General features: G+C 61.8%; 19 protein-coding genes and 1 rRNA gene. 6 read left to right on the forward strand and 14 right to left on the reverse strand.

The window, feature by feature from the left end; translation table 11 throughout:
• Positions 1-192 precede the first annotated feature (192 nt).
• The 5 genes from ACP7E3_RS25745 to ACP7E3_RS25765 form a co-directional block, all read right to left on the reverse strand.
• A complete protein-coding gene (locus tag ACP7E3_RS25745; RefSeq protein WP_108525713.1) occupies positions 193-1,866 on the reverse strand; it encodes a methyl-accepting chemotaxis protein in 1,674 nt (557 codons plus the stop codon).
• 81 nt (positions 1,867-1,947) lie between these two features.
• Positions 1,948-3,201 (reverse strand): OprD family porin, encoded by a 1,254-nt coding sequence (locus ACP7E3_RS25750; RefSeq protein WP_177030044.1) that lies wholly within the window; start codon positions 3,199-3,201, stop codon positions 1,948-1,950.
• Between the two features lie 91 nt (positions 3,202-3,292).
• Positions 3,293-4,597 carry a CitMHS family transporter gene (locus ACP7E3_RS25755; protein WP_108525715.1) on the reverse strand — a complete coding sequence of 435 codons (1,305 nt, stop codon included), beginning with the start codon at positions 4,595-4,597 and terminating at the stop codon, positions 3,293-3,295.
• 129 nt (positions 4,598-4,726) lie between these two features.
• Positions 4,727-6,058 carry a dicarboxylate/amino acid:cation symporter gene (locus ACP7E3_RS25760; protein WP_128192052.1) on the reverse strand — a complete coding sequence of 444 codons (1,332 nt, stop codon included), beginning with the start codon at positions 6,056-6,058 and terminating at the stop codon, positions 4,727-4,729.
• A gap of 44 nt (positions 6,059-6,102) precedes the next feature.
• A complete protein-coding gene (locus ACP7E3_RS25765; protein ID WP_128192053.1) occupies positions 6,103-7,185 on the reverse strand; it encodes a 4-oxalomesaconate tautomerase in 1,083 nt (360 codons plus the stop codon).
• Between the two features lie 167 nt (positions 7,186-7,352).
• Between ACP7E3_RS25765 and ACP7E3_RS25770 the strand changes: the two genes are divergently transcribed.
• The 3 genes from ACP7E3_RS25770 (at position 7,353) to ACP7E3_RS25780 (ending at position 11,297) form a co-directional block, all read left to right on the forward strand.
• Positions 7,353-8,243, forward strand: coding sequence for a LysR family transcriptional regulator (locus tag ACP7E3_RS25770; RefSeq protein WP_017846929.1), 891 nt, complete (start codon positions 7,353-7,355; stop codon positions 8,241-8,243).
• A gap of 175 nt (positions 8,244-8,418) precedes the next feature.
• Complete coding sequence (locus ACP7E3_RS25775; RefSeq protein WP_426124812.1) at positions 8,419-10,242, forward strand: glycoside hydrolase family 15 protein; 1,824 nt, start codon at positions 8,419-8,421, stop codon at positions 10,240-10,242.
• 155 nt (positions 10,243-10,397) lie between these two features.
• Positions 10,398-11,297, forward strand: coding sequence for an alpha/beta fold hydrolase (locus tag ACP7E3_RS25780; protein ID WP_426124814.1), 900 nt, complete (start codon positions 10,398-10,400; stop codon positions 11,295-11,297).
• On the opposite strand, the gene ACP7E3_RS25785 is transcribed toward ACP7E3_RS25780, so the two are convergent.
• Positions 11,294-12,262, reverse strand: a complete 969-nt coding sequence (locus ACP7E3_RS25785; RefSeq protein ID WP_017846926.1) for a GlxA family transcriptional regulator — start codon at positions 12,260-12,262, stop codon at positions 11,294-11,296. The two genes, ACP7E3_RS25780 and ACP7E3_RS25785, sit on opposite strands and share 4 nt — an antisense overlap.
• Positions 12,263-12,351: 89 nt before the next feature.
• On the opposite strand from ACP7E3_RS25785, the gene inhA reads away from it, so the two are divergent.
• Together inhA and ACP7E3_RS25795 are read left to right on the forward strand one after the other, a co-directional pair.
• Positions 12,352-13,032: an isonitrile hydratase gene (inhA, locus tag ACP7E3_RS25790; RefSeq protein ID WP_057004860.1), complete on the forward strand. Its 681-nt coding sequence runs from the start codon at positions 12,352-12,354 to the stop codon at positions 13,030-13,032.
• Between the two features lie 114 nt (positions 13,033-13,146).
• Complete coding sequence (locus ACP7E3_RS25795) at positions 13,147-14,601, forward strand: mannose-1-phosphate guanylyltransferase/mannose-6-phosphate isomerase (protein WP_126588505.1); 1,455 nt, start codon at positions 13,147-13,149, stop codon at positions 14,599-14,601.
• Positions 14,602-14,604: 3 nt separating this feature from the next.
• On the opposite strand, the gene ACP7E3_RS25800 is transcribed toward ACP7E3_RS25795, so the two are convergent.
• The 5 genes from ACP7E3_RS25800 to ACP7E3_RS25820 all read right to left on the reverse strand — a co-directional run bounded on the left by ACP7E3_RS25800 (position 14,605) and on the right by ACP7E3_RS25820 (position 20,177).
• Positions 14,605-15,189, reverse strand: coding sequence for a DUF4174 domain-containing protein (locus ACP7E3_RS25800; protein ID WP_046384121.1), 585 nt, complete (start codon positions 15,187-15,189; stop codon positions 14,605-14,607).
• 130 nt (positions 15,190-15,319) lie between these two features.
• On the reverse strand, positions 15,320-16,555 hold the full coding sequence (locus ACP7E3_RS25805) for an FAD-dependent oxidoreductase (protein ID WP_426124818.1): 1,236 nt from the start codon (positions 16,553-16,555) through the stop codon (positions 15,320-15,322).
• Positions 16,552-17,175 carry a glutathione S-transferase family protein gene (locus ACP7E3_RS25810; RefSeq protein ID WP_108525729.1) on the reverse strand — a complete coding sequence of 208 codons (624 nt, stop codon included), beginning with the start codon at positions 17,173-17,175 and terminating at the stop codon, positions 16,552-16,554. Before ACP7E3_RS25810 ends, ACP7E3_RS25805 begins: the two co-directional genes overlap by 4 nt.
• Before the next feature lie 79 nt (positions 17,176-17,254).
• Entirely contained in the window at positions 17,255-19,612 is a 2,358-nt protein-coding gene (locus ACP7E3_RS25815; protein ID WP_177030048.1) for a DNA polymerase II, read from the reverse strand.
• 91 nt (positions 19,613-19,703) lie between these two features.
• A complete protein-coding gene (locus tag ACP7E3_RS25820; RefSeq protein ID WP_046384125.1) occupies positions 19,704-20,177 on the reverse strand; it encodes an SRPBCC family protein in 474 nt (157 codons plus the stop codon).
• Positions 20,178-20,276: 99 nt separating this feature from the next.
• On the opposite strand from ACP7E3_RS25820, the gene ACP7E3_RS25825 reads away from it, so the two are divergent.
• Positions 20,277-20,678 (forward strand): GFA family protein, encoded by a 402-nt coding sequence (locus ACP7E3_RS25825; protein WP_057004856.1) that lies wholly within the window; start codon positions 20,277-20,279, stop codon positions 20,676-20,678.
• A gap of 1 nt (position 20,679) precedes the next feature.
• Here ACP7E3_RS25825 and mrdA read toward each other — a convergent pair whose 3' ends face one another.
• The 3 genes from mrdA to rrf form a co-directional block, all read right to left on the reverse strand.
• Positions 20,680-22,572, reverse strand: a complete 1,893-nt coding sequence (gene mrdA / locus ACP7E3_RS25830) for a penicillin-binding protein 2 (protein ID WP_079443257.1) — start codon at positions 22,570-22,572, stop codon at positions 20,680-20,682.
• A 229-nt stretch (positions 22,573-22,801) separates the two neighbouring features.
• The gene (locus tag ACP7E3_RS25835; protein ID WP_046384128.1) at positions 22,802-23,179 is read right to left on the reverse strand and encodes a cupin domain-containing protein; all 378 of its coding nucleotides are present in this window, start codon (positions 23,177-23,179) and stop codon (positions 22,802-22,804) included.
• A 209-nt stretch (positions 23,180-23,388) separates the two neighbouring features.
• Positions 23,389-23,481: ribosomal RNA gene (gene rrf, locus ACP7E3_RS25840) — 5S ribosomal RNA — on the reverse strand; the annotation flags it as partial.

A 23,481-nucleotide genomic window follows, 5' to 3' on the forward strand; every position in this document is an offset into this window, starting at 1 on the left:
GGTCAGTGGCTTGCGCCGACAGGTCCAGGTTCGGGTGGGATGCAACGACCGCAGACGATGCCGCGCCACCGCCGGCGTTCTGTGTGCCGATTGCGACTACTTGTGATGTGGAAAGAGCGGGTGAGTCTCGCGCTGCCCCTCAACCTGCATGATGTCGATGCAGGCCACCCTATCGTCCCCTGCCGGGCAGCCTCAGATTTTGAATTGCCCCAGCAAGCCTTGCAGGCGGCTGCCGATCGCATACAACTCGTCGACGGTCTGGACGCCCTGCTGCGTCTGGTTGGCAACCGCGTCGATGGCGCGTGCGATCTGATGCACTCCGCGGTTGATCTCTTCAGCCACCGCGGTTTGCTCCTCCGCGGCACTTGCGATTTGCGCGTTCATTGCATTGATCGTGGCGATCAGCTCGACCGTGTTGCCCAGAAACTCACCCGCCTGGTCGGCCTCGGCATTAGCGCCCTGGGCGGCTTCGGTAGATTGGTGCATGGCCGTGACCACCCCGCCGGTAGCGCTCTCCAGACGCTCGACCATCGCTTGGATTTCCTGGGTACTGCGCTGAGTGCGACTGGCTAACGCCCTCACTTCATCGGCAACCACGGCAAACCCGCGCCCGGCCGCACCGGCACGTGCGGCTTCGATGGCCGCATTGAGGGCTAAAAGGTTGGTCTGTTCGGCAATCGAGCGAATGACGTCCAGCACGGTGACGATAGACGTCACGTCGTTTTGCAGATTCTGCATCGACAGGCCACTCTCATCCAGCTCGACCGTCAGTGCCTGAATGCGCGCAATACTGCCGTTGACGATCTGCCTGGCGTGACGGGACTGCCTGTCGGTCTCGACCGCTGCGTTTGCCGCATTGTGCGCGCTGGCCGAGACTTCCTGCGCCGCCGATGACATCTGGTTTATCGCCGCAGCCACTTGGTCGGTCTCCAGGCGCTGCCGATCCATGGCCCGGTCAATCTGCCGGCTCTGCTCGGCCACATGACTGACAGACCCGGTCAACTGTTCGCTCATCGCGACGATCTGGCTGACCAGGCTGTGAATCTTTTCGATAAAGGCATTGAACGAACCGGCCAGTTGCCCCAGTTCGTCGCGACTCACAAGCGGCAGCCGCCGCGTCAGATCCCCCTCGCCCGCGGCGATTTCATCGAGGTGAGCGCGGATCAAGGTCAAGGGCCGTAAGCTGCGTTTGACCAGCAGAAGCGCGAGTGCCCCGATGATGCCGATCAGCGCGCCAGCGATAAGCGCAATGCTGAGCATCAAGTGGTGTATGCGCAGCTCGACATCGGCCCGCACGTTGGCGACCTGGGTTTCAATGCTGTCCAGATTGACCGCGGTGACGACAACCATGTCCCACTTGGGCAAATAGAAACTGTAAGCGAGCTTGGGCACCACCTTATCGGTGTTGACGACCCCACCCGAATAGGTGACGAAGTGCGTTTGGTTTTTGGCCGCTTCGACCATCTCGCGGTTCAGGTACTTCCCGTTGATGTCTTTGCGATCACTCATGTTGGTGCCGACGCCTTCGCTGCTGTCACCGCGAAACAGGCGCACGACCTGACTGTCATAGCCGATGAAATACCCGTCATCGCCATACTTCACGTTGGACAGTCGGCTGATTGCCAAGGCTCGCCCGGAAAGGTCCCCGGCAGCCGCCCGCTCATACAGTTCGGTGATGGACGTCTGAGCGATGCTCGCGTAATCCTTGAGTCGGGTGCGGCTTTCCTCGAGCAGCCGCTCGCGGGTCTGTGCGACCTCCTGCTCGGCCTGGGCCTGCAACGTGCTGCGCGCGCTCAACCCTAAAACCAGCGCAAACAACAGCACCGGCAATAAGGTCAGCAACAGTATTTTGGTTTTGAACGACATTATTTGATTCCTTCACCCCGATCCTATGAAGCCGCCGATGCAAAAGCGGCCCGCGAATGTCGCGTGGCCGCGAGCAGTGGATCACCAGAGCGCGATGTCGTAGGTGAAGTAGATCCGATTACTGTCACGACCACGGGAGAAATCCGAGCGGTAGACGTAATTGCGCAGCTTCACTCCCAGGCCTTTGAAGGTGCCTTGCTGCACCACATAGGCCAGTTCGGCATCGCGTTCCCATTCCTTGACCGTGGTGCTGGACTTACCGTCGTTACCGCTCAGGTAACGCGTGGAAAAGGTCAGGCCAGGGACACCCAGGGCGGCGAAGTTGAAGCCGTAGTTGAGCATCCAGGTCTTCTCGTCTTCTTCGATGAACTTACCGATACCGGCGTTACTGAACGAATAGACGGTCGCGCCACTGATGTATGGCAACCCGGCATCCCCGCTGAGGGTCTGATACCCGCCACCGAAGGTATGCCCGGCAATGGCGTAGGACAGTTGCCCACTGAGCATGTTGTTATCGATCTTGCCGCCGTAGGCAGAGCCGCTATCGACACTGTTGAAGTAGCGCAAATCACTGGTCAGCACGCCGCCGCCCAAGGGTAGATCGTGCTGGATGCCGGCAAAATGCTGCCGGTAGAAGTTCTCCAGTTCGCCGTAGAAGTAACTCAGGCGAATGTTTTTCCCCAGCTTGTATTCTCCGCCGGCATAACTGAAGTCCCCGGATTCAGCGCCGCTATAGCCGTCGGGCACAATCGGCATGCTGTCGGTGGAGTCACGCAGCTTGAATCGATCGAGGTGGCCCCCGGTGAGGCTGAGGTTCTCGATGTCGAGGCTGTTGATCTGTGCGCCTTGGTAGGTTTGCGGCATCAGACGCGCATCGTTGTAGATCAGTACCGGTGTCTTGGGCAGCAAGGTCCCGTATTTGAGCGTGGTCTTGGCCAGTCGGGCCTTGGCGGTCATGCCCAGGCTGGCGAACTCGTCGGCCGCACGCCCGTCAGCGTGAACCGGCAACAAGCCTGTACCGCTGCGGCCACGTCCGGAGTCGAGCTTGACCCCGAGCAGGCCTAGGGCATCCACCCCAAACCCAACGGTGCCTGGGGTGAATCCCGACTGGTAATCCAGCAGGAATCCCTGGGCCCATTCGGTGCGTTCGCTCTTGGCGGTCCTGGCTGATCGGGCACTCAAGCCATGCTCGTCGCGAAAGTTTTCATTGAAATAGACGTTGCGCAATTGCAGCTTGAGCTTGCTGTCATCGATAAATCCTTCGGCGCTGGCACTGGCCAGCGGCAACAAACCAAGCAGTGAAAACAGCACCCGTTGGGTATGTACAGTGTTCATAGCAAACTACTCATTGTTGTTATTTGGCGTGCAGGAAATCGCGCGCCTCGCGGGTGAGGCGCGTCGGTGAAAAACAGGAGGTTGGGTTGAATCAGGTGAAGAGACTGATCGCCCCGGTCAACAAAGCCAGCACCGTGATGACCAATGAGGTGAGCACGGCCCACTTGACGGTGGCTTTCTGGAAATCGCCGATGTCGCGATCGACCATCCCGACCAACAACAGGGTCGAGGCGACCAACGGGCTCATCAGATGCACCGGTTGCCCCAGAATCGATGCGCGGGCGATCTCCAGCGGATCAATGCCGTAGGCCGCGGCGGCGTTGGCCAGGATAGGCACCACGCCGAAGTAGTAGGCATCGTTGGACAGGACGAACGTCAGCGGCATGCTGGTAACGGCCACGACCAGCGGGAACAGGTGCCCCCAGGACGGCGGAATCCAGTCAACCAGTGTCTGCGCGAGAGAATCGACCATCTTCGTGCCAGAGAAAATCCCGGCAAAGATGCCCGCGGCAAACACCAACAATACGACCGTCATGGCGTTGCCCGAATGGGCAAGGATGCGTTCCTTCTGAATGTCCAGTTGCGGATAGTTGATCATCAGCGCCAGGACGAACCCGATCAGGAACAGGATCGCGGAATGCATGATCCCCATCACCAGCGCGACCATCACCGCGATGACCAGCAGCAGGTTGACGTAGGCCAGTTTCGGGCGTTTGTGCGGCGTGCCCTCAAGTATTGCGTTGATGTAGCAGTTACCGCCGCCGCTCTCCAATTGAATGTTACCGATGCGCTTGCGCTCGGCGCGGCCCAGCAGGAACGCGGTGAACACCACCCACATCGCGCCGCCGATCATGGTCGGCAGCAAGGGTACGAAGTAGGCCCCGGCATCCAGGCCCAGTGCCGCAATCGCGCGGGTCGCGGGCCCTCCCCAGGGGGTCATGCCGCTCATGATGCTCAGCGAAAGCATGGAAATGGTCGCCAGAATCATCGGGTTCATGCCGATGCGCTTATACAGCGGAAGCATGGCTGCGCAGGTGATCATGTAGGTGGTGGTGCCGTCACCGTCCAATGCCACCACCAGCGAAAGCAACGCGGTGCCGACAGCGATTTTCATCGGGTCGCCGTTGACGCGCTTGAGGATCTTGCGAATCAGCGGGTCAAACAGGCCGGCGTCGATCATCAAGCCGAAAAACAGGATCGCAAACAGCAGGAGCGCGGCCGACGGTGCGACCATTTTCAAGCCGTCGAGCATCATCTTGCCGGTAGTGCCGCCGAAGCCGCCAATCACGGCAAACACAATCGGAACCAGGGTCAGGGCGACAATCGGCGACAGCCGTTTAGTCATTATCAGGAAGGTGAAAACCACCACCATGGCCAAGCCAAGCAATGCGAGCATAAGTCAGTTCTCTTGTTCTTATAAGTAACGGGGCCGATGCACAGGCGCACGAGTCCGCGCCCGCCAGTTGTGCCTGGCGGGGAGTGTTTATTTGAGGTGTTTAAGGTGTCTGGGCGCAGCCGCGACCGGTCAGACGCGGTCCGTGACCGTCACACCATCCCAGTCCGGGTTCTGGGCCTGGGCCGAGATGGCAATGGGGGAAGGTTTGCCGTCCAGCGTCCGCATCAGTACTTCGCGATCGCAGGCATTTTCCGAGAGGGACATCACCACGGTCGCCACCGCATTGCTGGCCAGGCTGGTCAAGGCCCGGGCTTCCGACATGAAGCGGTCGATACCGATCAGCAGGGCAAGGCCGGCCAAGGGAATGTCGTGAATGACCGTCAACGTTGACGCCAGTGCGACAAAACCGGAGCCGGTGACACCGGCGGCGCCTTTCGAGGACAGCAGCATGATTGCCAGCATGGTCACGGTCTGGGTCAGGCTCAGGTCGATGTTGCAGGCCTGGGCAATGAACACCGCCGCCAGCGAGAGGTAGATCGCCGTACCGTCGAGGTTGAACGAGTAACCCGTGGGCAGCACCAGCCCGACCACGCCTTTGTTGCAACCCAGGGCCTGGAGTTTTTCCAACATCCGCGGCATTACCGGCTCGGTGGACGACGTGCCGAGGACCACCAGGAATTCTTCGCGCAAGTAGCGCAGCAACTTCCACAGACTGAAGCCATGCGCGCGGCAAATACTCCCCAGCACCACAAACACGAAGAATGCGCAGGCGATGTACAGCGTCATGATCAGCTTGGCCAACGAGCCCAACGAGGTAATGCCGTACTGCCCGACCGTGAACGCCAACGCACCAAAGGCACCGATCGGCGCGAAGCGCATCAGGTAGGAGAAGATCTTGAAGACCATGTGCGAAGCGGACTCCAGTACATCCAGTAGCGGCTTGCCGCGCTCGCCAATGGCCGAAAGCGCAAACCCGCACAGCACCGCAATGAATAGAACCGGCAGCACCTCACCTTTATTGAAAGCACCGATGAACGTGTCGGGGATGATGTGCATGAAAAACTCGACCACGCCCAGCTTCGCCGCAGAATCGGTGTAGTGCGACAGCCCCTTGGTGCTCAACTGGGTAGGGTCGATGTTCATGCCCACACCGGGCTTGAACAGATAGACCGCCACCAGGCCGATGATCAGGCTGATCACGGTCAGGCCCAGGAACAGCAACAGGGTCTTGCTCAACAAACGCCCGAGGGAGCGCTTGTCGCTCATGCCGGCGATACCGGTGACGATGGTGCAGAACACCACGGGAGCGATCATCATCTTGATCAGCTTGATGAAGGCATCACCCAGCGGCTTCAAGGCTATGGCCTGTTCTGACCAGAAATGCCCGACCAGCACGCCCAACAGCACGGCGAAGAGAATCTGGACGTAGAGCGATTTTACAAACTTCATGGCATCACCCATTTTTAGAATTGTGCTGATGCAGAAACGACAATGACTAAAGGACGTTATCCGGCAAGTCGTTGGGAAGCCGCGGCGTAGACATAACCGGAGAACAGCCTGCGCGATGTACGCACTACCGAAGCGCGAATTGTCTCACCCTGAGCCCCGGTGTAGGACAGTACAACGTCTATTGCGCCACTTGGATGTTCAATTCGAACGTGTTTCAAGCGCGGTTCGCTCACCCCGCCAAGCAATTGAGCAATCACGCTGCCTTCGCTGACGCACGCGGTGGCCAAGCCGATAGAGCCGGTAATCGCCAGTGCCCGGTGGCAGTTGTGCGGCATGAAATAGCGCACCTGAAAGGTGCCGCCCGCCTTGGCCGGCGACACCAGTACGGGCTTGGGGATCACTTTATCACTGACGTCGCCCAACCCCATGGCCAGGCCGGCTTGCAGCCGCAGAGACTCCAGGCGCCCCAGGAAGGCTTTGTCGGCATCCAGTTCAGCAGGGCTTTCATCCCCACGTTTACCCAATTGGCCAGCCTCGATGATCATCATCGGCATCGCCATGTCGATGCAGGTCATCGGGACACCGTCGATCAGGTCCTGAGTCTGCCCCGTCGGGAACAGCTTACCGGTTTTGCTGCCCGCGGCATCCAGGAAGGTCAGTTGCACGGGAGCGGCAGTCCCCGGCACGCCATCAATGGCGGTGTCGCCTTCGTAGCTGACAGTCCCTTCGGGAGTGTGTACGTCTGCGTTCACAAACGTCCCCGTGTTGAGGTTGCGAATACGCACACGCGTCAGGCCTTTAGACGCCTTGACCAGCCCCTGCTCGACCGCAAACGGGCCAACGGCGCAAAGCATATTGCCGCAATTGGGTGCGGTATCGACTCGACGCTGGGAAACCATGACCTGCACGAACAAATAGTCGACATCCGCGTCCGGGTGCAGCGACGGGCTGACGATGGCGACCTTGCTGGTTTGCGGGCTCCCACCGCCAATACCGTCAATTTCCAGCTCATGGCCGGAGCCCATCAGGTTGAGCAGCAGCTCATCACGCTGTTCGATCGCATCAGGCAGGTCCCAGGCGAGAAATACTGGCCCCTTGGACGTACCGCCGCGCATAAGCACACAAGGAATTCGTTGCATGACCACTGACTCTTATTGATCAATCGGGTTGATTAATGCTCTTGAGGCAAGAGTCGCAGGCTTTAAAAAATGTTTCCAATGCAAATATCAGCCTGATTATTGCGTTTAACGAATGACAAACCTAGGATGATTGAACGCCGCCGCCCTCTTCCATCGAGTTATAAAAAATGCAATATGAGCTAAATGACATACGATCGTTCGTGAAAATCGCCGAACTCGGGAGCTTCCACGAGGCTGCCGATGCATTGCACCTGTCCCAGCCGGCGCTGAGCCGGAGGATGAAAAAACTGGAGGAAGGCTTGGGGACCGCCCTTCTCGATCGCACCACCAGAAGGGTGAGTCTCACGAGCGTTGGTCGGGACTTTCTACCCAAGGCACGCCGCCTGCTGGACGACTTCGACGACTCGATACTCAACATCCGAGAGCTGGCAGAGCGACAGAGCGGACGGGTCACCCTTGCCTGCATCCCGACCGCAGCCTTTTACTTCCTGCCTTCGGTCATCCGCCTCTACAACGAGCGCTATCCGCAAATCCGTATCCGCCTGCTCGACCTCAGTGCCAACGAAGGCCTGGAGGCCGTGCTGCGCGGAGAAGCCGACTTCGGCATCAACATGATGAGCGGCCAGCACCCCGACATAGAATTTGTGCCATTGGTCGACGAGCCTTTTGTATTGGCGTGTCGACGCGATCATGAACTGGCGGAACGTAGCGCGGTGACCTGGTCTGAACTCAGCAACTACCGCTTGATCGGCGTCGGACGCCTGAGCGGCAACCGGATGTTGCTCGATCATGCGTTATCGGGCTTGAGCTGGCGCCCGCAGTGGTTCTATGAGGTGCAACACCTTTCGACGTCGCTGGGCCTGGTGGAAGCCGGCCTCGGCGTCTCGGCCGTGCCGAGCCTGGCGATGCCTGCCGTGGATCATCCGACGTTGGTCAGCATCCCGTTGATAGAGCCCATCGTGAACCGTTCATTGGGACTGGTTTACCGCCGGGGAGCCTCGTTATCTCCAGCGGCGGAGAAATTTGTTTCGATTCTGCTTGAGCAATGGGAGAAGTGAATGGGTTCTGCTGGCGAGTGGTGTGTCATTTACCGCGAGCGCCAGCCAAGTTGTGGTGTTTTTCGGTGAACTTGTGCCCTGCCCCGCCAGTCAGCTAACTGAACGCAACTCAACGGTGGGTAACGGATGCATCTCTCGCGGCAGCAACAAGTAGCCCTGGTGACCGGCGGCGGCAATGGTTGATTTCAAGCACGAGCCACAGAGCGCCATCGACGCCCACGGCATCATCGGCGACATGCGCAGCGCCGCCCTGGTGAACGACAAGGGCAGCGTCGACTTTTTCTGCTGGCCGGAATTCGACAGCCCGTCGATCTTCTGCGCGCTGCTCGACACGCCCGACGCCGGCATTTTCCAGCTCACGCCAGACCTGCCCAACGCCCGCCGCGAACAGATCTACCTGCCCGACACCAACGTGCTGCAGACCCGCTGGCTCAGCGATGACGCCGTGGTGGAAATCACTGACCTGTTGACCATCGGTGAGGAGGACGACCTGCCCCTGTTGATTCGCCGCGTGCGTGCGGTCAGCGGCCAGGTGACGATCCACCTGCGCTGCGCCGTGCGTCATGACTATGCGCGCGCGCCCACCCACGCCAGCCTCGACAACGGCACGGTGTGTTTCGCCGCCCACGGCCAGCCCGCTCTGCGCTTGTCGAGCAGCCACGCACTGCAGGTCGAAGACAACGCCGCAGTGGCCAGCTTCGTCCTGGCCCAGGAGGAAGGCGCCGAATTCGTCCTCGGCGGGCAGGACGACCCGCGCTTCGACAGCAGCTGCACCGACCTGGCGTTGACGCACACCCTGGCGTTCTGGCGCGGCTGGATTGCGCAATCGAACTACCGCGGGCGCTGGCGCGAAATGGTCAACCGCTCGGCCCTGGCCCTGAAGCTTTTGACCTCGCGCAAACATGGCGCGATCATCGCCGCCGCCACCTTCGGCCTGCCCGAATCGCCCGGCGGCGAGCGCAACTGGGACTACCGTTACACCTGGATCCGTGACGCCTCGTTCACGGTCTACGCGTTCATGCGCCTGGGTTTTGTCGACGAAGCCAACCACTACATGCGTTGGCTCAGAGGGCGGGTCAGCGACTGCAGCGACCAGCCCGTCAAGATCAACATCCTGTATGGCATCGACGGCCGCCAGCAACTGCCCGAAACTCAGCTGACGCACTTGCGCGGGCATGGCGGCGCGACGCCGGTGCGTATCGGCAATGAGGCGTTCGACCAGGTCCAACTGGACATCTACGGCGAGTTGATGGACGCGATTTATCTGGTCAACAAATACGGCGAAGCCATTTCCCACGACGGCTGGAAACACACGGTCGAACTCGCGGATCAGGTCTGTGATATCTGGAACCGCAAAGACGTGGGTATCTGGGAAATGCGCGGCGAGCAGCATCACTTCCTGCACTCGCGGCTGATGTGCTGGGTGGCGCTGGACCGTGCGATCCGCCTGGCGTCCAAACGCTCGCTGCCGGCGCCGTTCGCGCGCTGGGACCAGACGCGCCAGGCGATCTACGCGGATATCTGGGGCAATTTCTGGAACGAAGAACGCGGGCACTTTGTGCAGCATACCGGCAGCACCGCGCTGGACGGCTCGATGCTGCTCATGCCGCTGATGCGCTTCGTCGCCGCCACCGACCCGCGCTGGCTCTCGACGCTGGCAGCGATCCAGAAAAGCCTGGTGCGCGACGGCATGGTCTATCGCTATCGCAACGACGACAGCCGGATCGACGGCCTGCCAGGCACCGAAGGCGCGTTTGCCGCCTGCTCGTTCTGGTACGTCGAATGCCTGGCCCGCGCCGGGCAGGTCGAAAAGGCGCATCTGGAGTTTGAGCAGTTGCTGCGCTACGCCAACCCGCTGGGGTTGTACGCCGAAGAGTTCGACAACCAGGCGCGCCACCTGGGCAATACGCCGCAGGCGTTGAGCCATTTGGCACTGATCAGCGCGGCAACGTTTCTGGACCGCAAGTTGAGCGGCGCGAAGACGGTGTGGCAGCCTTGAACGCTACCCGTCGAGGGTCAGCGAGGCCGCGATGACGGTGGGTCGGGCGACCTGAATGCCGGACACTCTTGGCCCTCGACGCTCTCAGCCTTGTGGCGTTAACGGATCGGCGGTAGTGTCATCGGCAGTCATCGCCCAACCGATAGGAGCCCATCATGCCCATCGCCCCTGCGCTGTTTTATGTACGCACCTCGATGCTCGATGTGGCGTATGAAGCCCACGGCCCCGTCGACGGTGAACCGGTGATCCTGCTGCACGGTTTCCCCTACGACCCTCGCAGCTATGACGATATCGCCCCGGCCCTGGCCGAGCGCGGTTGTCGGGTGTGGGTGCCGTACCTGCGTGGTTATGGCCCGACGCGGTTTATCAACGCGCAGGTGATGCGCTCCGGGCAACAGGCAGCGTTGGCCAAGGACCTGCTGGAGTTCATGGATGCGCTGTGTATCCCGCGGGCCACCCTGGCGGGCTACGACTGGGGTGGGCGTGCCGCCTGTATTGTCGCGGCACTGTGGCCGGAGCGCGTGCGCGGGTTGGTGAGCGGGGACGGCTACAACATCCAGGACATTGCCAAGTCGCTCGAGCCCAGGCCGCCAGAGACGGAGCATCGGTTGTGGTACCAGTACTACTTCCACACCCAGCGTGGCGTGGATGGGTTGACCGCCAATCGCCGGGCGTTTTGCCAATTGCTATGGTCACTGTGGTCGCCCTCCTGGGCGACAGGCCCCAGCCTCTATGGCCAGAGCGCGCCATCGTTCGATAACCCGGACTTTGTCGACGTGGTGATTCATTCCTACCGTCACCGCTTCATGTACGCACCGGGCGATCCCGCACTGGCGCCCATCGAACAGGCGCTGGCGCTGCAACCGCCGATCACGGTGCCGACGATTTCGCTGTGCGGCGCCGATGATGGCGTGGGCCCGCCGCCGCTGGAGGATGACGACGCACAGCACTTCAGCGGCTTCTATCGGCGGCAGGTGTTGCCCGGCGTCGGCCACAATATCCCTCAGGAAGCGCCGCAAGCGACCCTTGAGGCACTCCTGGAATTGCTTGCCTAGGCCGCTGGCGAAAAGCGCTCGCGATAAGCCTGCGGCGTGACTGACAAGACCCGCAGGAAGCTGCGCCGCAAGGTCTCTTCACAACCGAACCCGCACTGCACGGCGATGCGTTTGATCGATGTGCTGCTGTCCGCCAGTTGCCGGCGGGCGGTTTCGACGCGGATCAGCTCGACCGCGCGCGCGGGGGTCTGGCCGGTTTCGGCGCGGTAGTGACGCACGAAGCTGCGCTCGCTCATGCCGGCCTGGGCGGCCAGGGTGGCGAGGGTCAGGTCGAGGGTCAGGTGCTCCGCGATCCACGCGTGCAACTCGGCAAAGCGGCTGTCGCCTTTTTGCAATGACAAGGTCACGCTGAACTGCGATTGGCCACCGGGGCGTTTGAGGAAAACCACCAGGTGCCGCGCGACTTCCAGGGCCACGGCGCGGCCCAGGTCTTGTTCCACCAAGGCCAGGCACAAGTCGATCCCGGCAGTCACACCGGCCGAGGTCCACACGGTGCCCTGCTGGATGAAAATCGGGTTGGCCTCCACCGTCAGCGCCGGGAACTTGCGCGCCAGCTCTTCACAGCGTGTCCAGTGCGTCGCCACGCGACAGCCGTCGAGCAAGCCACTGGCCGCCAGCAGAAAAGCCCCGGTACACACCGAGGCCATGCGCCGGGTGTGCCGGGCTTTTTCGCGCACCCAGTCCACCAGCGCCAGGTCTTCGGCGGCGCCGTAGACACCCCAGCCGCCGGCGATGAGCAGGGTGTCGCAAGGCGTGTCGACGGCGGGCAACGGCTCGGCCACCAGCGCCAGGCCGGCGGAGGTCATCACCGGCGCCGCCTGGGCGGCGATCACCGAAACCGCGTAGGGCAACGGCGCACCGCGCTGGCGCGCAAGGTCGTTGGCCGAGGCGAACACCTGCAAGGGCCCGGTCACGTCGAGCACTTGGGCATTATCAAAAGCGAGTACATGAATGATGCGCGGCATGTTTGGCGTGATTCGTGGGTTCAATGGCGTATTCGCCAAAGCCTAGGCCTCTAGAGTGAAACCGTCCACCCCTTATCGGAGCTTCATTCATGACCTTGCAGATCGGCTTTCTGTTGTTCCCCGGCATCCAGCAACTGGACCTCACCGGCCCCTATGACGTCTTGGGCTCGCTACCGGATGTGAAGTTGCACCTGGTGTGGAAAGACCTTTCGCCGGTCACCTCCAGCACCGGGCTGGTGTTCACGCCGACCATGACCTACGCCGATTGCCCACACCTGGATGTGCTCTGCGTCCCTGGCGGCAGCGGCGTCGGCCCGTTGATGGAAGACCCGCAGACCCTCGACTTCCTCAGGGTCCAGGCGCTCACCGCGCGTTATGTCACCTCGGTATGCACCGGTTCGCTGGTGCTCGGTGCGGCCGGTTTGCTGCGCGGGCGCAAGGCCACCACCCATTGGGCCTACCACGACCTGCTCGCCCCGCTCGGCGCCATTCCGGTTCAGGCGCGCGTGGTGCGTGACGGCAACCTGCTCACCGGCGGCGGGATCACTGCGGGGATCGACTTCGCCCTGACCCTGGCCGCTGAGCTGTACGACGAAGCAACAGCGCAATTGGTGCAGTTGCAGATCGAATACGCCCCGGCGCCACCGTTCAATGCCGGCCGGCCGGATACCGCGCCGAAGGCCGTGCTGGAAGAGGCCAACAAACGCACGGCAGAGTCGCGCAAGGTCCGCGCAGAAATCACTGCGCGGGCGGCAGCGCGCCTGGGTTGATACGCGTCGCAGTTGCCGCTGCGCGGCGGGTCGCCGATGATACGGGGCAGCGCGATTGCGACGAAGCTCGATTCCGAAGCGCGGGCTGCCCTTTCCCCCCCAAGAAGTTTATTGATGAATACCCACGACGGATTAATTCCCTGCATCATTTCCGGCGGTTCGGGTACCCGACTGTGGCCAGTTTCCCGGCAAAACATGCCCAAGCCGTTCATGCGTATGCGCGATGGCCAGAGCCTGCTGCAGAAAACCTTCCTGCGCGCCAGCCGCCTGCCCGGGGTGGAAAACGTGCTGACGGTCACCAACCGTGACCTGCTGTTTCGCACGCTGGATGACTACCGCCTGGTGAACACAGCCCGCCTGCCCCTGGACTTGTTGCTGGAGCCCTTCGGCCGCAACACGGCAGCGGCGATGGCGGTGGCGGCGCTGCATGTGCTGGAGCACTTCGGCGACGACGCACCGTTGCTGGTGATGCCCGCCGACCACTTGATCCTCAATGAAAGCGCGTTCGCCGCGGCCGTGAGCCAGGCCCGCGAGCTGGCCGCAGCCGGCTACCTGGTGACCTTCGGTATTGAGCCTGATCGCCCGGAAACCGGCTTCGGCTACATCGAACAAGGCGCCGCGTTGAGTGCGGGAAACCGGGTCAAACGCTTTGTCGAAAAACCCGACCTGGCCACCGCGCAAGGCTACCTCGACGGCGGCCAGCACCTGTGGAACGCCGGCATATTCTGCTTCAAGGCCAGCACCCTGGTGAACGAGCTGACCACCCACGCCCCGCAGGTGCTGGCGGCCGCCAAGGCCGCGCTGGCGCACAGCCAGAGCCTGCAGAATACGACCTCGCGCCAGCGCGAACTGGATGCCGATGGCTTCGGCGGCGCGCCGGACCTGTCCATCGACGTGGCGCTGATGGAGAAGTCCACGCAGGTGGCCGTGGTGCCCTGCGATATCGGCTGGAGCGATATCGGCTCCTGGGAAACCCTGCGCCAGCTCACCCCCAGCGATGCCCAGGGCAATCAGGTCAATGGCGAAGCGATTCTGCATGACGTCCACAACTGCTACATCGACTCGCCCAGGCGGGTATTGGGCGTGGTGGGCGTGCGCGACCTGATCATCGTCGACACCGCCGACGCCCTGCTGATCGCCGATGCCCACCGCAGCCAGGATGTGCGCCACATCGTGGCCGAGCTCAAGCGCCAGAACCATCCGGCGTACAACCTGCACCGCACGGTGACGCGGCCATGGGGCACCTACACGGTGCTGGAGGAAAGTGCGCGCTTCAAGATCAAGCGCATTGTGGTCAAGCCGCTGGCGTCACTGTCGCTGCAGATGCATCACCACCGCAGCGAACACTGGGTGGTGGTCAGCGGTACCGCGCAGATCACCAATGGCGAGCGGGAATTGCTGATCAACGCCAACGAGTCCACCTACATTCCGGCCGGGCACAAACACCGCCTGACCAACCCCGGCAGCATCGAGCTGGTGATGATCGAGGTGCAGAGCGGCGAGTACCTGGGCGAAGACGACATTGTGCGCTTCGACGATATCTATGGGCGCGCGCCCGCCGAAGGATAAGCCTCAGTCATCCAATGGCTGAGGGGCCGGTTTGCTGCCGGGCTTCGCCGGTTTGGCGGGCTTGGCGTTCTTGCCTGGCGCGGGGGCGACAGGTTCGGGTTCCGCAACGGCAGCCGCTTCTTTCTCGGCCATCGGCATCTGGTCGATGGCGCTGAAAAACTCGCTTAAGTTGAGGGTATCCGGCGGCACGGTCTTCTCGACTTTCTTCTCGCCGTCCTTGCCGACCAGGATCACTTTGGTGCCGCTGCCGGCGCCTAATTTGAGGGCGCGGATCAGCGCGTTGGTTTCAGGCGGAGCAAGCTTCTTGTTGTCCTTGGGGTCCTTGGCGAACTTCTCCCCTTCGGCACCGATGCTGCCGAACTTCACGGTGTACAACACCATGCCGCGCTCTTCAAAGGACTGCTTGGTGGCAGGCTCGTCCAGCTGTTTCTTGAGCTTGGCCAATGTGTCATTGCCGGAATCAAGCTCCACCACCACCAGCGGCCGGGCCTTGCCCAAATCCTGCTTGAGCGGGTTGATATCATCAGCAGCCAACAACGGCCCCGTAAAAGCCATCAAGGTAGCCAGGGTCAGCGACCGGATGAGCATGCGTACCTCCTTTGAATTCCATGCAGGGTTCTTGAGTTTCATGTCTGCGACAGCCAAATTCAAGGATGATTCCTACACCGCCTTGAGAAAGCGTAGGTCAGGACGCCGGCTACGCAAGGGGTGACGAGTGCTAGCAGTCATTGTTTCCTTTGATTGCGCAGGCCCAGGCCGCAAGTTTTTCGCAGGCTTGCAGTGCGATCTGCTCGTCAAGCTTGCCTCGATAGTGCCGGTCCACCGCATCACCGGCGATCAACCCGGCAATCAGCGGCGCACCCACGGCATCGGTCAAATCCAGCCACTCCCCCCAATTGGCAGGGCGATCGTACCAACGCAGATAACCATCGCGGGAAACCGGCCACCAGCGCTGGTCGAATTGCAGCACGACCTTTTCCAGGCGGCCCATGGTGAAAAACGCCAGGGCCTCTCGGTAAGCCGTCGGCAAGCCTGGCGTAAAGTGCAGGTGTTTGAGTACCGGTATCGGCACCGTGCAGATGCAGGCATCTGCATTGAGGGCATCGACCCACACGCCGTGCTCGTCCCAGGCAACGTGCTGCACGGGGTGATTGAGGTGGATATTCAGGCCGCTGGCGGCGTCTTCCAGTAATTGCCGATAGCCTTGAGGCAGAAACTGGTCGCCGTGGCCAACGCCCTCCTCGTCGAGCGTATGCGTCGACAACTGGTCCAGGGGCAACCCGGCTTCGAGGATCAGGTTAGCGTCGATGGCATAGCGGGCAGCGCGGCGTTCGGGGGCATTGAGGGTCGCAAGGTATTGATCGATGCCCTGCGCCAAGGGTTGATGACGATCAATGGCCTGTTTCAAGCGTTCATACGCGCCATTGATGTCCGGTACGGGGCCGTCCCACGCGGCAGCCAATGGTTGCGAGAAATCGGTAGGCCGTCGCTCCAGGCCCAACTGCTCGGCACGTCGGGCCAGCGGGTTGAGGGCATAGTGCTGCAACCAGGCGGCCCCCGCATCCACCGTATGGTCACCCAGGGCCACACTGTTCACGCGCCCGCCGATGCGGTTGCGCGCCTCGAGTACGCGCACCTCCAAACCCTGCGCCTGCAACGCACGTGCGGCACTCAGGCCGGCAAACCCGGCACCGATAACGATGACCTTGCGGGCGCGGGTGCCGGCCACCGCATCCGCCGCGCGGATGCCACTGTCCCAAGCGCTGTGGGTCATGGCGCAATGATCGTGGTTGAAGGCTTCCCCAGCGAGGAACAGACGATTATCAATCGGCGTCGAGAGCAGGCGCCGCAGGCTCACATCGCCTCCCGGCAACATTGCGCTGTAGGCACCTTGGCTATAGGGGTCGTCGCACCAGCGCGTGACGTGCCAGGCGACAGGACGCGGCACTGTCATTGCTGCGGCCAATGCCGAGCGAACACCGGCGCTACGAGCGGGTCGGCGTCCACCCGGGCCAGGGTCTGGGCGAACGCCGGCCGCGAGGCTTGCAACGCCTCTCGCGCCGCATCCCAGCGCGACACCGCCGCCGCCATGATGCCCAGGGCATTCGGCTGTTGGTCGGGGGCGAACAATTGGTCGGCAAACTGATCGGCGAACACCCTCCAGGCCTGGTGCAGGTAGTGGCGCGTGCCGCTGATCAATTGCGCTTGCGCCGCCTCATCGGCGTTGCCCAGCCAGCGTTGCGGGTAGTCGATGATGCCTATCGCCGAGTAGCAATTGGCGGCGATGTACACCAGGCCGCGGAGGATCTGGCCGCGGTTGCCGGCAAGTAGGTTGGCGGCCGGGAATTCCAGGCCCAGGTGGATCAGGATCGCCGCGCTTTCCGTCAGCACCTGACCATCGGGCGTGACCAACGTGGGGATCTGTTTGAGCGGGTTGATCCGTGCGAGCGCTGCACTGCCTTCGCCGTCCTGCCAGGAGCTGGCGTCCACCCGATGCCACGGCACCGCGCAACGCGGCAGGGCAATTTCAATCATGCATGAGCCGGAGTCGTCGGTGCCGTAGAGCGTGTACATGGGGGTTCCTCCTGAATGTCATGTAGCAGTTGCCGAGCACGCCAACAGCGTAGACGCTTAGCCACGCGAGGCAAGTACTTCAGAACAGACCCATTTGCCCGCCGACCAGGGTGCCGAAGTCGTCATTCACAAACGGCAGAATCGCATCGGCCACCGGCTGCAATTGCCGCGTGACGTAGTGGTCGTAGTCGATCGGGGCCTGGCGCACCTCCAGCGGCTCCGGGCCGTTGACGGTGATCACGTAGCTGATCCAACCGCCGCGCTGGTACTGACGCGGGCGGTTCATGCGGTCGTTGTAGTCGTCGGCCAGGCGCGCGGCGCGCACGTGGGGCGGGACGTTGCGCTCGTAGTCGTCCAACCGGCGGCGCAGGCGCTTGCGGTAGATCAGCAACTCGTCGAATTCGCCGCTCAAGGTGCGCCGCACGTAGTCGCGCACGTAATCCTGATGGGGCTGGCGGTGGAAGATGCGCTGGTAGAGTTCCTGCTGGAATTGCCGGGCCAGGGGCGACCAGTCGCTGCGCACGGTTTCCAGGCCCTTGTAGACCATCTCTTCGCTGCCATCGCCGCGCACCACCAACCCGGCGTACCGCTTCTTGCTGCCCTCCTCGGCGCCGCGAATGGTCGGCATGAGGAAGCGCGTGAAGTGGGTTTCGTATTGCAACTCCAGCGCGCTGTGCAGGCCGAATGCGTTGTGCAAATGCGCGCGCCACCAATCGTTGACGTGCCGTACCAGCGCCTGGCCGATGCGGCGGGCGTCCTCCTGGGAATGCGCGCTGCCGAGCCAGACGAAGGTCGAGTCGGTGTCGCCGTAGATCACTTCATACCCCTGGGCTTCGACCAGTTCGCGGGTCTGGCGCATGATCTGATGGCCGCGCAGGGTGATCGAGGACGCCAGGCGCGTATCGAAGAAGCGGCAACCGCTGGAGCCGAGCACGCCGTAGAAGGCGTTCATGATGATTTTCAGCGCTTGGGACAACGGTGCATTGTGTTCGCGCTTGGCCTCTTCGCGGCCTTCGGAGATGCGCGCGACGATGGCGGGCAGGCAGTGCCGGGTGCGGGAAAACCGTGCGCCGCGAAAGCCTTCCACCGACGCACTGTCATCGGGGTGCTTGAGGCCTTCGACCAGGCCTACAGGGTCGATCAGGAAGCTGCGGATGATCGACGGGTAGAGGCTTTTGTAGTCCAGCACCAACACCGATTCGTAGAGGCCGGGGCGCGAATCCATGACAAACCCGCCGGGGCTGGCCTGGGGCGGTTTGTCGCCCAGGTTCGGCGCGACGAAGCCCTGGCGGTGCATCAGCGGCATGTACAAGTGAGTGAATGCGGCCACGGAGCCACCGTTGCGGTCGGCTGGCAAGCCGGTGACGCTGGCGCGTTCGAGCAGGAACTTGAGCAACTCGGTCTTGGCGAAAATCCGCGTGACCAGTTCGCAGTCCTTGAGGTTGTAACGCGCCAGGGCCGGCTTGTCCTCGGCGAACATGCGGTTGATCTCGTCCATGCGCTGGTACGGCGTGGAGATGTCCTTGCCTTCGCCGAGCAGGGTTTGCGCGACGTTTTCCAGGCTGAAGGATTCAAAACTCCAGGTGGCCGAGCGCAGCGCTTCGATACCGTCGATGATCAACCGCCCCGCCGCGGCCGCGAAGTAATGATTGCGGCTGCCGTGTTCGCGCCAGGTCATGGGCTCTTCGCCGCGGCCGAGCAGGAGCGGCACGTTGAGGCGCTGGGCATGTTCGTGGAGCACGCGCAGGTCGAACTGCACCACGTTCCAGCCGATGATCGCATCGGGGTCATGGGTGGCCAGCCACTGGTTGAGGCGTTCGAGCAATTGGCCGCGGGTGTCGCAGTAGTCGAGCTTGAAGTCCACCGCGTCGCTCTTGTTCGGCGGGCCGAGCATGTACACCTGGCGCTCGCCGCAGCCTTCGAGGGCGATGGAATACAGATCGCCCTGAGCGGTGGTCTCGATGTCCAGGGACACCAGTTTGAGCGGCGGACGGTAGTCGGGGGCGGGTTTCATCTGCGCTTCGAGCAGCGCGCCGCTGGCGTCGGGCGTGCCGTCGAACCACACGGGGGCGGTGATGAAACGCTCCATCATGTAGCGCTCGGGCGGGCGCACGTCACCTTCGTAGACATCGACACCGGCGGCGCGCAGGCGCTTTTCCAGGTCCATCAGTTGCCGATGCTGGCGGGTGTAGAGGCCTAATACCTTGCGGTGATGGAAATCGCACAGCGCCAGCGGGCGCAATTCGATATCGCGCTCGTCTTTGAGCAGCCAATCCAGCGGCTTGCGATGGGCTTCGGGGATGAATATCACCGAGCTTTGCACAGGGAGGCGAATAAGCCGCGGCCCCTGGTCGGTGGCCAGCCAGAAGCTGACCTGCGTCCCCGCCGGGGTGTCGCGCCAATGCCGGGTCAGGACAAAACCCTGCTGTAAATCCACCGTGCCGCACCTCAGGAATCACGTTCAGGGCGTGATTCTACCCGGCATCCGGCCAAACGCGGCACGTTAACGCACACAGAGCGCAATCGCCTCAGGCGATGCCTTGGTGGAAGTGGCTCAGGTAGCCTTCGATATTGCGCATTTGCTCGTCCCAGCCGCGGGAATTCATTTTGAAGGCTTTCAGGCGGCGGGCTTCGGGCACTGCGTCGAAGCCGGATTCAACGACCCGCAGCAGAATGCCCGGGGCGCGGTCTTCAACGGTGAACTCCACCAGCGTCGGTGTTTCCTTGTCGTAGTCGAAGCCCTTTTCGACGGCGAAGGGGTGCCACGAGAAAGAAAACCGCGTCTGCGGCAGGATGCGTTCGATCTTGGCTTTCCAGATCACGTGTTCGTAACCTGGGTAAGTGATCGGCGCTTCGATCGTTTCCCCGGCGACAAAGGTCTTGCCCTTGAGGGCGATGCCAAACCAGCGGCCGAATTGCTCGGCATCGGTGAGTGCCTCCCACACTTTTTTGCGTGGAGCGTTCAGTAGGACTTTCCGTTCTATACGATCTGATACGTGCATACGTCACCTCCTCCATTGACAGTAGGCGACATCGACTAATGCGCAACCTTGGGTTCTGCGCGATGATGATGCCCCCGTTGTTGTCCAGGCCCTTAGGTTATGACTGACCCGTTGAATGGAAGTTGCTTCTGTAAAGCCGTGCGCTACCAGGTGGACAGCCTGGACATGCCCATCAGCCACTGCCACTGCGACAGCTGTCGCAAGGTGCATGCGGCAGCGTTTGTGAGCACCGCCGGCGTAATGCGTGAGCACTTTCGCTGGACCCAGGGCGAAGAACTGTTGGCGGCCTTCGAATCCTCGCCAGGCAAATTCAGGCGCTTCTGCTCGCGCTGTGGCTCACACCTGATGGCCGAGCGCGGGCATCAGCCCCATGTGATTGTGCGGGTGGCGACGCTGGACGATGATCCGGGCATCAGGCCCACCGCGCACATCTGGACGGCCCACGATGTGCCGTGGCTGGCGCATGAGGGCGTGCAGCAGTGGGACGAATGGCAGCTGTGAGTCAGACGTGGGGGTCGCCGGGGGCTTTGCTCGGCGTCGCATATTGCGGCTTCAAGTGGCCTTCGTGGTCGAGCAGCCAGGCGTCCATGATCTGGCGCACCACCGGGCCTGCGACGCGGCCACCGGCCTCGCCGTTTTCGATCATCACCGAAATCACGATCTGGGGGTGCTCCGCTGGCGCAAACCCGACAAACAGCGCGTTGTCACGGTGGCGCTCCTGGGTTTTGTCGCGGTTGTAGCGCTCGCCCTGTTTGATCGCCACCACCTGCGCGGTACCACTCTTGCCGGCGATACGGTATTGCGCGCCTTGCGCGGCCGCCCGGGCGATCCCGCGCGGGTCGTGCATCACCAGTTGCATCCCGTGGTTGACCTGCTCCCAGTCACGCGGGTTCTTGAGGACCACGTTGGGCATCGGGTGCTCGTCCACCGGCGCCACGCCGTTGATGGTCTTGGCCAGGTGCGGCCGATTCCACACGCCTTTGTTGGCAATCAACGCAGTGGCCTGGGCCAGTTGCAGCGGCGTGACTTGCATATAACCCTGGCCGATGCCGAGGATCACCGTTTCGCCCGGGAACCAGGGCTGACGCCGGGTCGCGCGCTTCCAGGCCTGGGACGGCATCAGGCCGGCCGACTCTTCGAACATATCCAGGGAGACTTTCTGGCCGAGGCCGAACTCGGCCAGGTAGTCGTGCAGGCGGTCGATGCCGAGCTTGTGGGCCAGGTCGTAAAAATAGGTGTCGTTGGAGCGCATGATGGCGGCGTCCATATCCACCCAACCGTCGCCGCTGTGGTTCCAGTTGCGGTATTTGTGGTCAAAGTCGGGCAATTGATAGTAACCGGGATCGAACACGCGGGTCTGGGCCGTCACTACCCCGCTGTCGAGACCCGCGATGGCCACTTCCGGCTTGATCGTCGAACCCGGCGCATAGAGACCGCGCAGGACGCGGTTGAACAGCGGCCGGTCGATGGAATCATGCAGGGCGGCGTATTCCTTGAAGCTGATGCCCGTGACGAACAGGTTGGGGTCGAAGCTGGGTTTGCTGACCATCGCCAGTACTTCGCCAGTTTGCGGGTCGAGGGCTACCACGGAGCCACGACGATCGCCCAGCGCCTCTTCCGCCGCTTCCTGGAGTTTGACATCGAGGCTCAGCACGATGTTTTTGCCGGGGATCGGGTCGGTATGCTTGAGCACACGCAGTACGCGCCCCTGTGCATTGGTCTCGACTTCTTCATAGCCGACATGACCATGCAGTTCTGACTCGTAGAAACGCTCGATGCCGGTCTTGCCGATGGACTGCGTGCCGCGGTACTCCACCGAGTCGAGGGCCTTGGATTCTTTTTCGTTGATGCGGCCAACGTAACCGATGGAGTGAGCGAAATGCGCGCCCAGGGGGTAGTGGCGGACGAATTGCGGTTCGACGTCTACACCGGGCAGGCGGAATTCGTTGACGGCGAGTTCGGCGATCTGTTCTTCGGTCAGCTCATAAAATAACGTAACCGGAACAAAAGGATGCCGCGCCTGCTTCAGCGCCTTGTCGAATACGGCACGGTCTTCTGCCGGCAGGTGCAGCAGGCTGACGATCGCGTCCAGTTCGCCCTTGAGGTCGGTGGTGCGCTCGCGGGTGATGGTCAGGTTGTAGCTTGGACGGTTGTCGGCCAGCACGACGCCATTGCGGTCATAGATCAAGCCGCGAGTCGGTGTGATGGGCAGTACGTGGACACGGTTGTTTTCAGAAATCGTCGAGTGATACTCGAATTGCACGACCTGCAGGAAATACAGGCGGCCCACCAGGGCGCAGGTGATGCCGATCACCAACAAGGCGCAGGCGAGCAGGCGCTTGTTGACCAGGCGGTTTTCGTTTTCGTGGTCTTTGATCGGGATTGGTTGAGGCATTTCTACAGCATCTCGTTGAAAAAGGTCGACGCCGCGTCCTGCGGATAAAAGCTCAATCCTTGTGAAAATGTGCTGCACCATAACAAAAATGCAGAAACACTTTGCATCGATTTCCCCAACGGTACCTGGGAAGAGCCGTGTGGTGCCGTTGAGTCAGACGGCACCGAGCATCAGGGGATGAGGCTACTGTTACCAGATGGCAACGGTGGCCTCGAACAGCAGGGAGATTTCAGATCCACAGGTCGTTCATGGCGGTGCGGTCTCCCCCTTCATGGCCGGTGTTCAAGATGCCGCGTGGTTCGATCATCATCAATTTGGCTTCGCCTTCGGCGGCCGTCCGATGCTCTATTCCGCGAGGAACGACATACAGCTCACCCGGTGCCACATACACGGGACCGTCCGGAAGGTCGATGCGCAGTGTCCCTTCAAGCACGAAAAACGCCTCGTCGGTTTCTGGATGTGAGTGCCAGATGAACTCGCCTTCGATGCGTACAACCTTGAACTGGTAGTCGTTCATCTCGGCGACGACTCTCGGGCTCCACTGTTCACTGATGAGCGAAGCCTTTTGCGCGAGATTGACAGGTTGTGCTGGGTGCTGCTGAGTCATGACAGATCCTCTGGTAGGTGAGAGTTGTCAGACTATCGAAGGAAGGGTCGAGCGCTCTTGTACGATCTTGCAGCTTGAGGAGAGCGATACAAAAGCCTTTAGTAGACACTGCCAAGGAAGCACTGAAGACCACCGCAATGAGGCGCCCTTTCCGACCGCCCAAAACAAAACCCCTGTCTGCGTGAGCAAACAGGGGTTCTGGAATTTAATCTTGACGATGACCTACTCTCACATGGGGAAACCCCACACTACCATCGGCGATGCATCGTTTCACTGCTGAGTTCGGGATGGGATCAGGTGGT

Origin of the sequence: Pseudomonas sp. PSPC2-3 (genome assembly GCF_049898265.1) — a bacterium.
Lineage (GTDB): Bacteria > Pseudomonadota > Gammaproteobacteria > Pseudomonadales > Pseudomonadaceae > Aquipseudomonas > Aquipseudomonas veronii.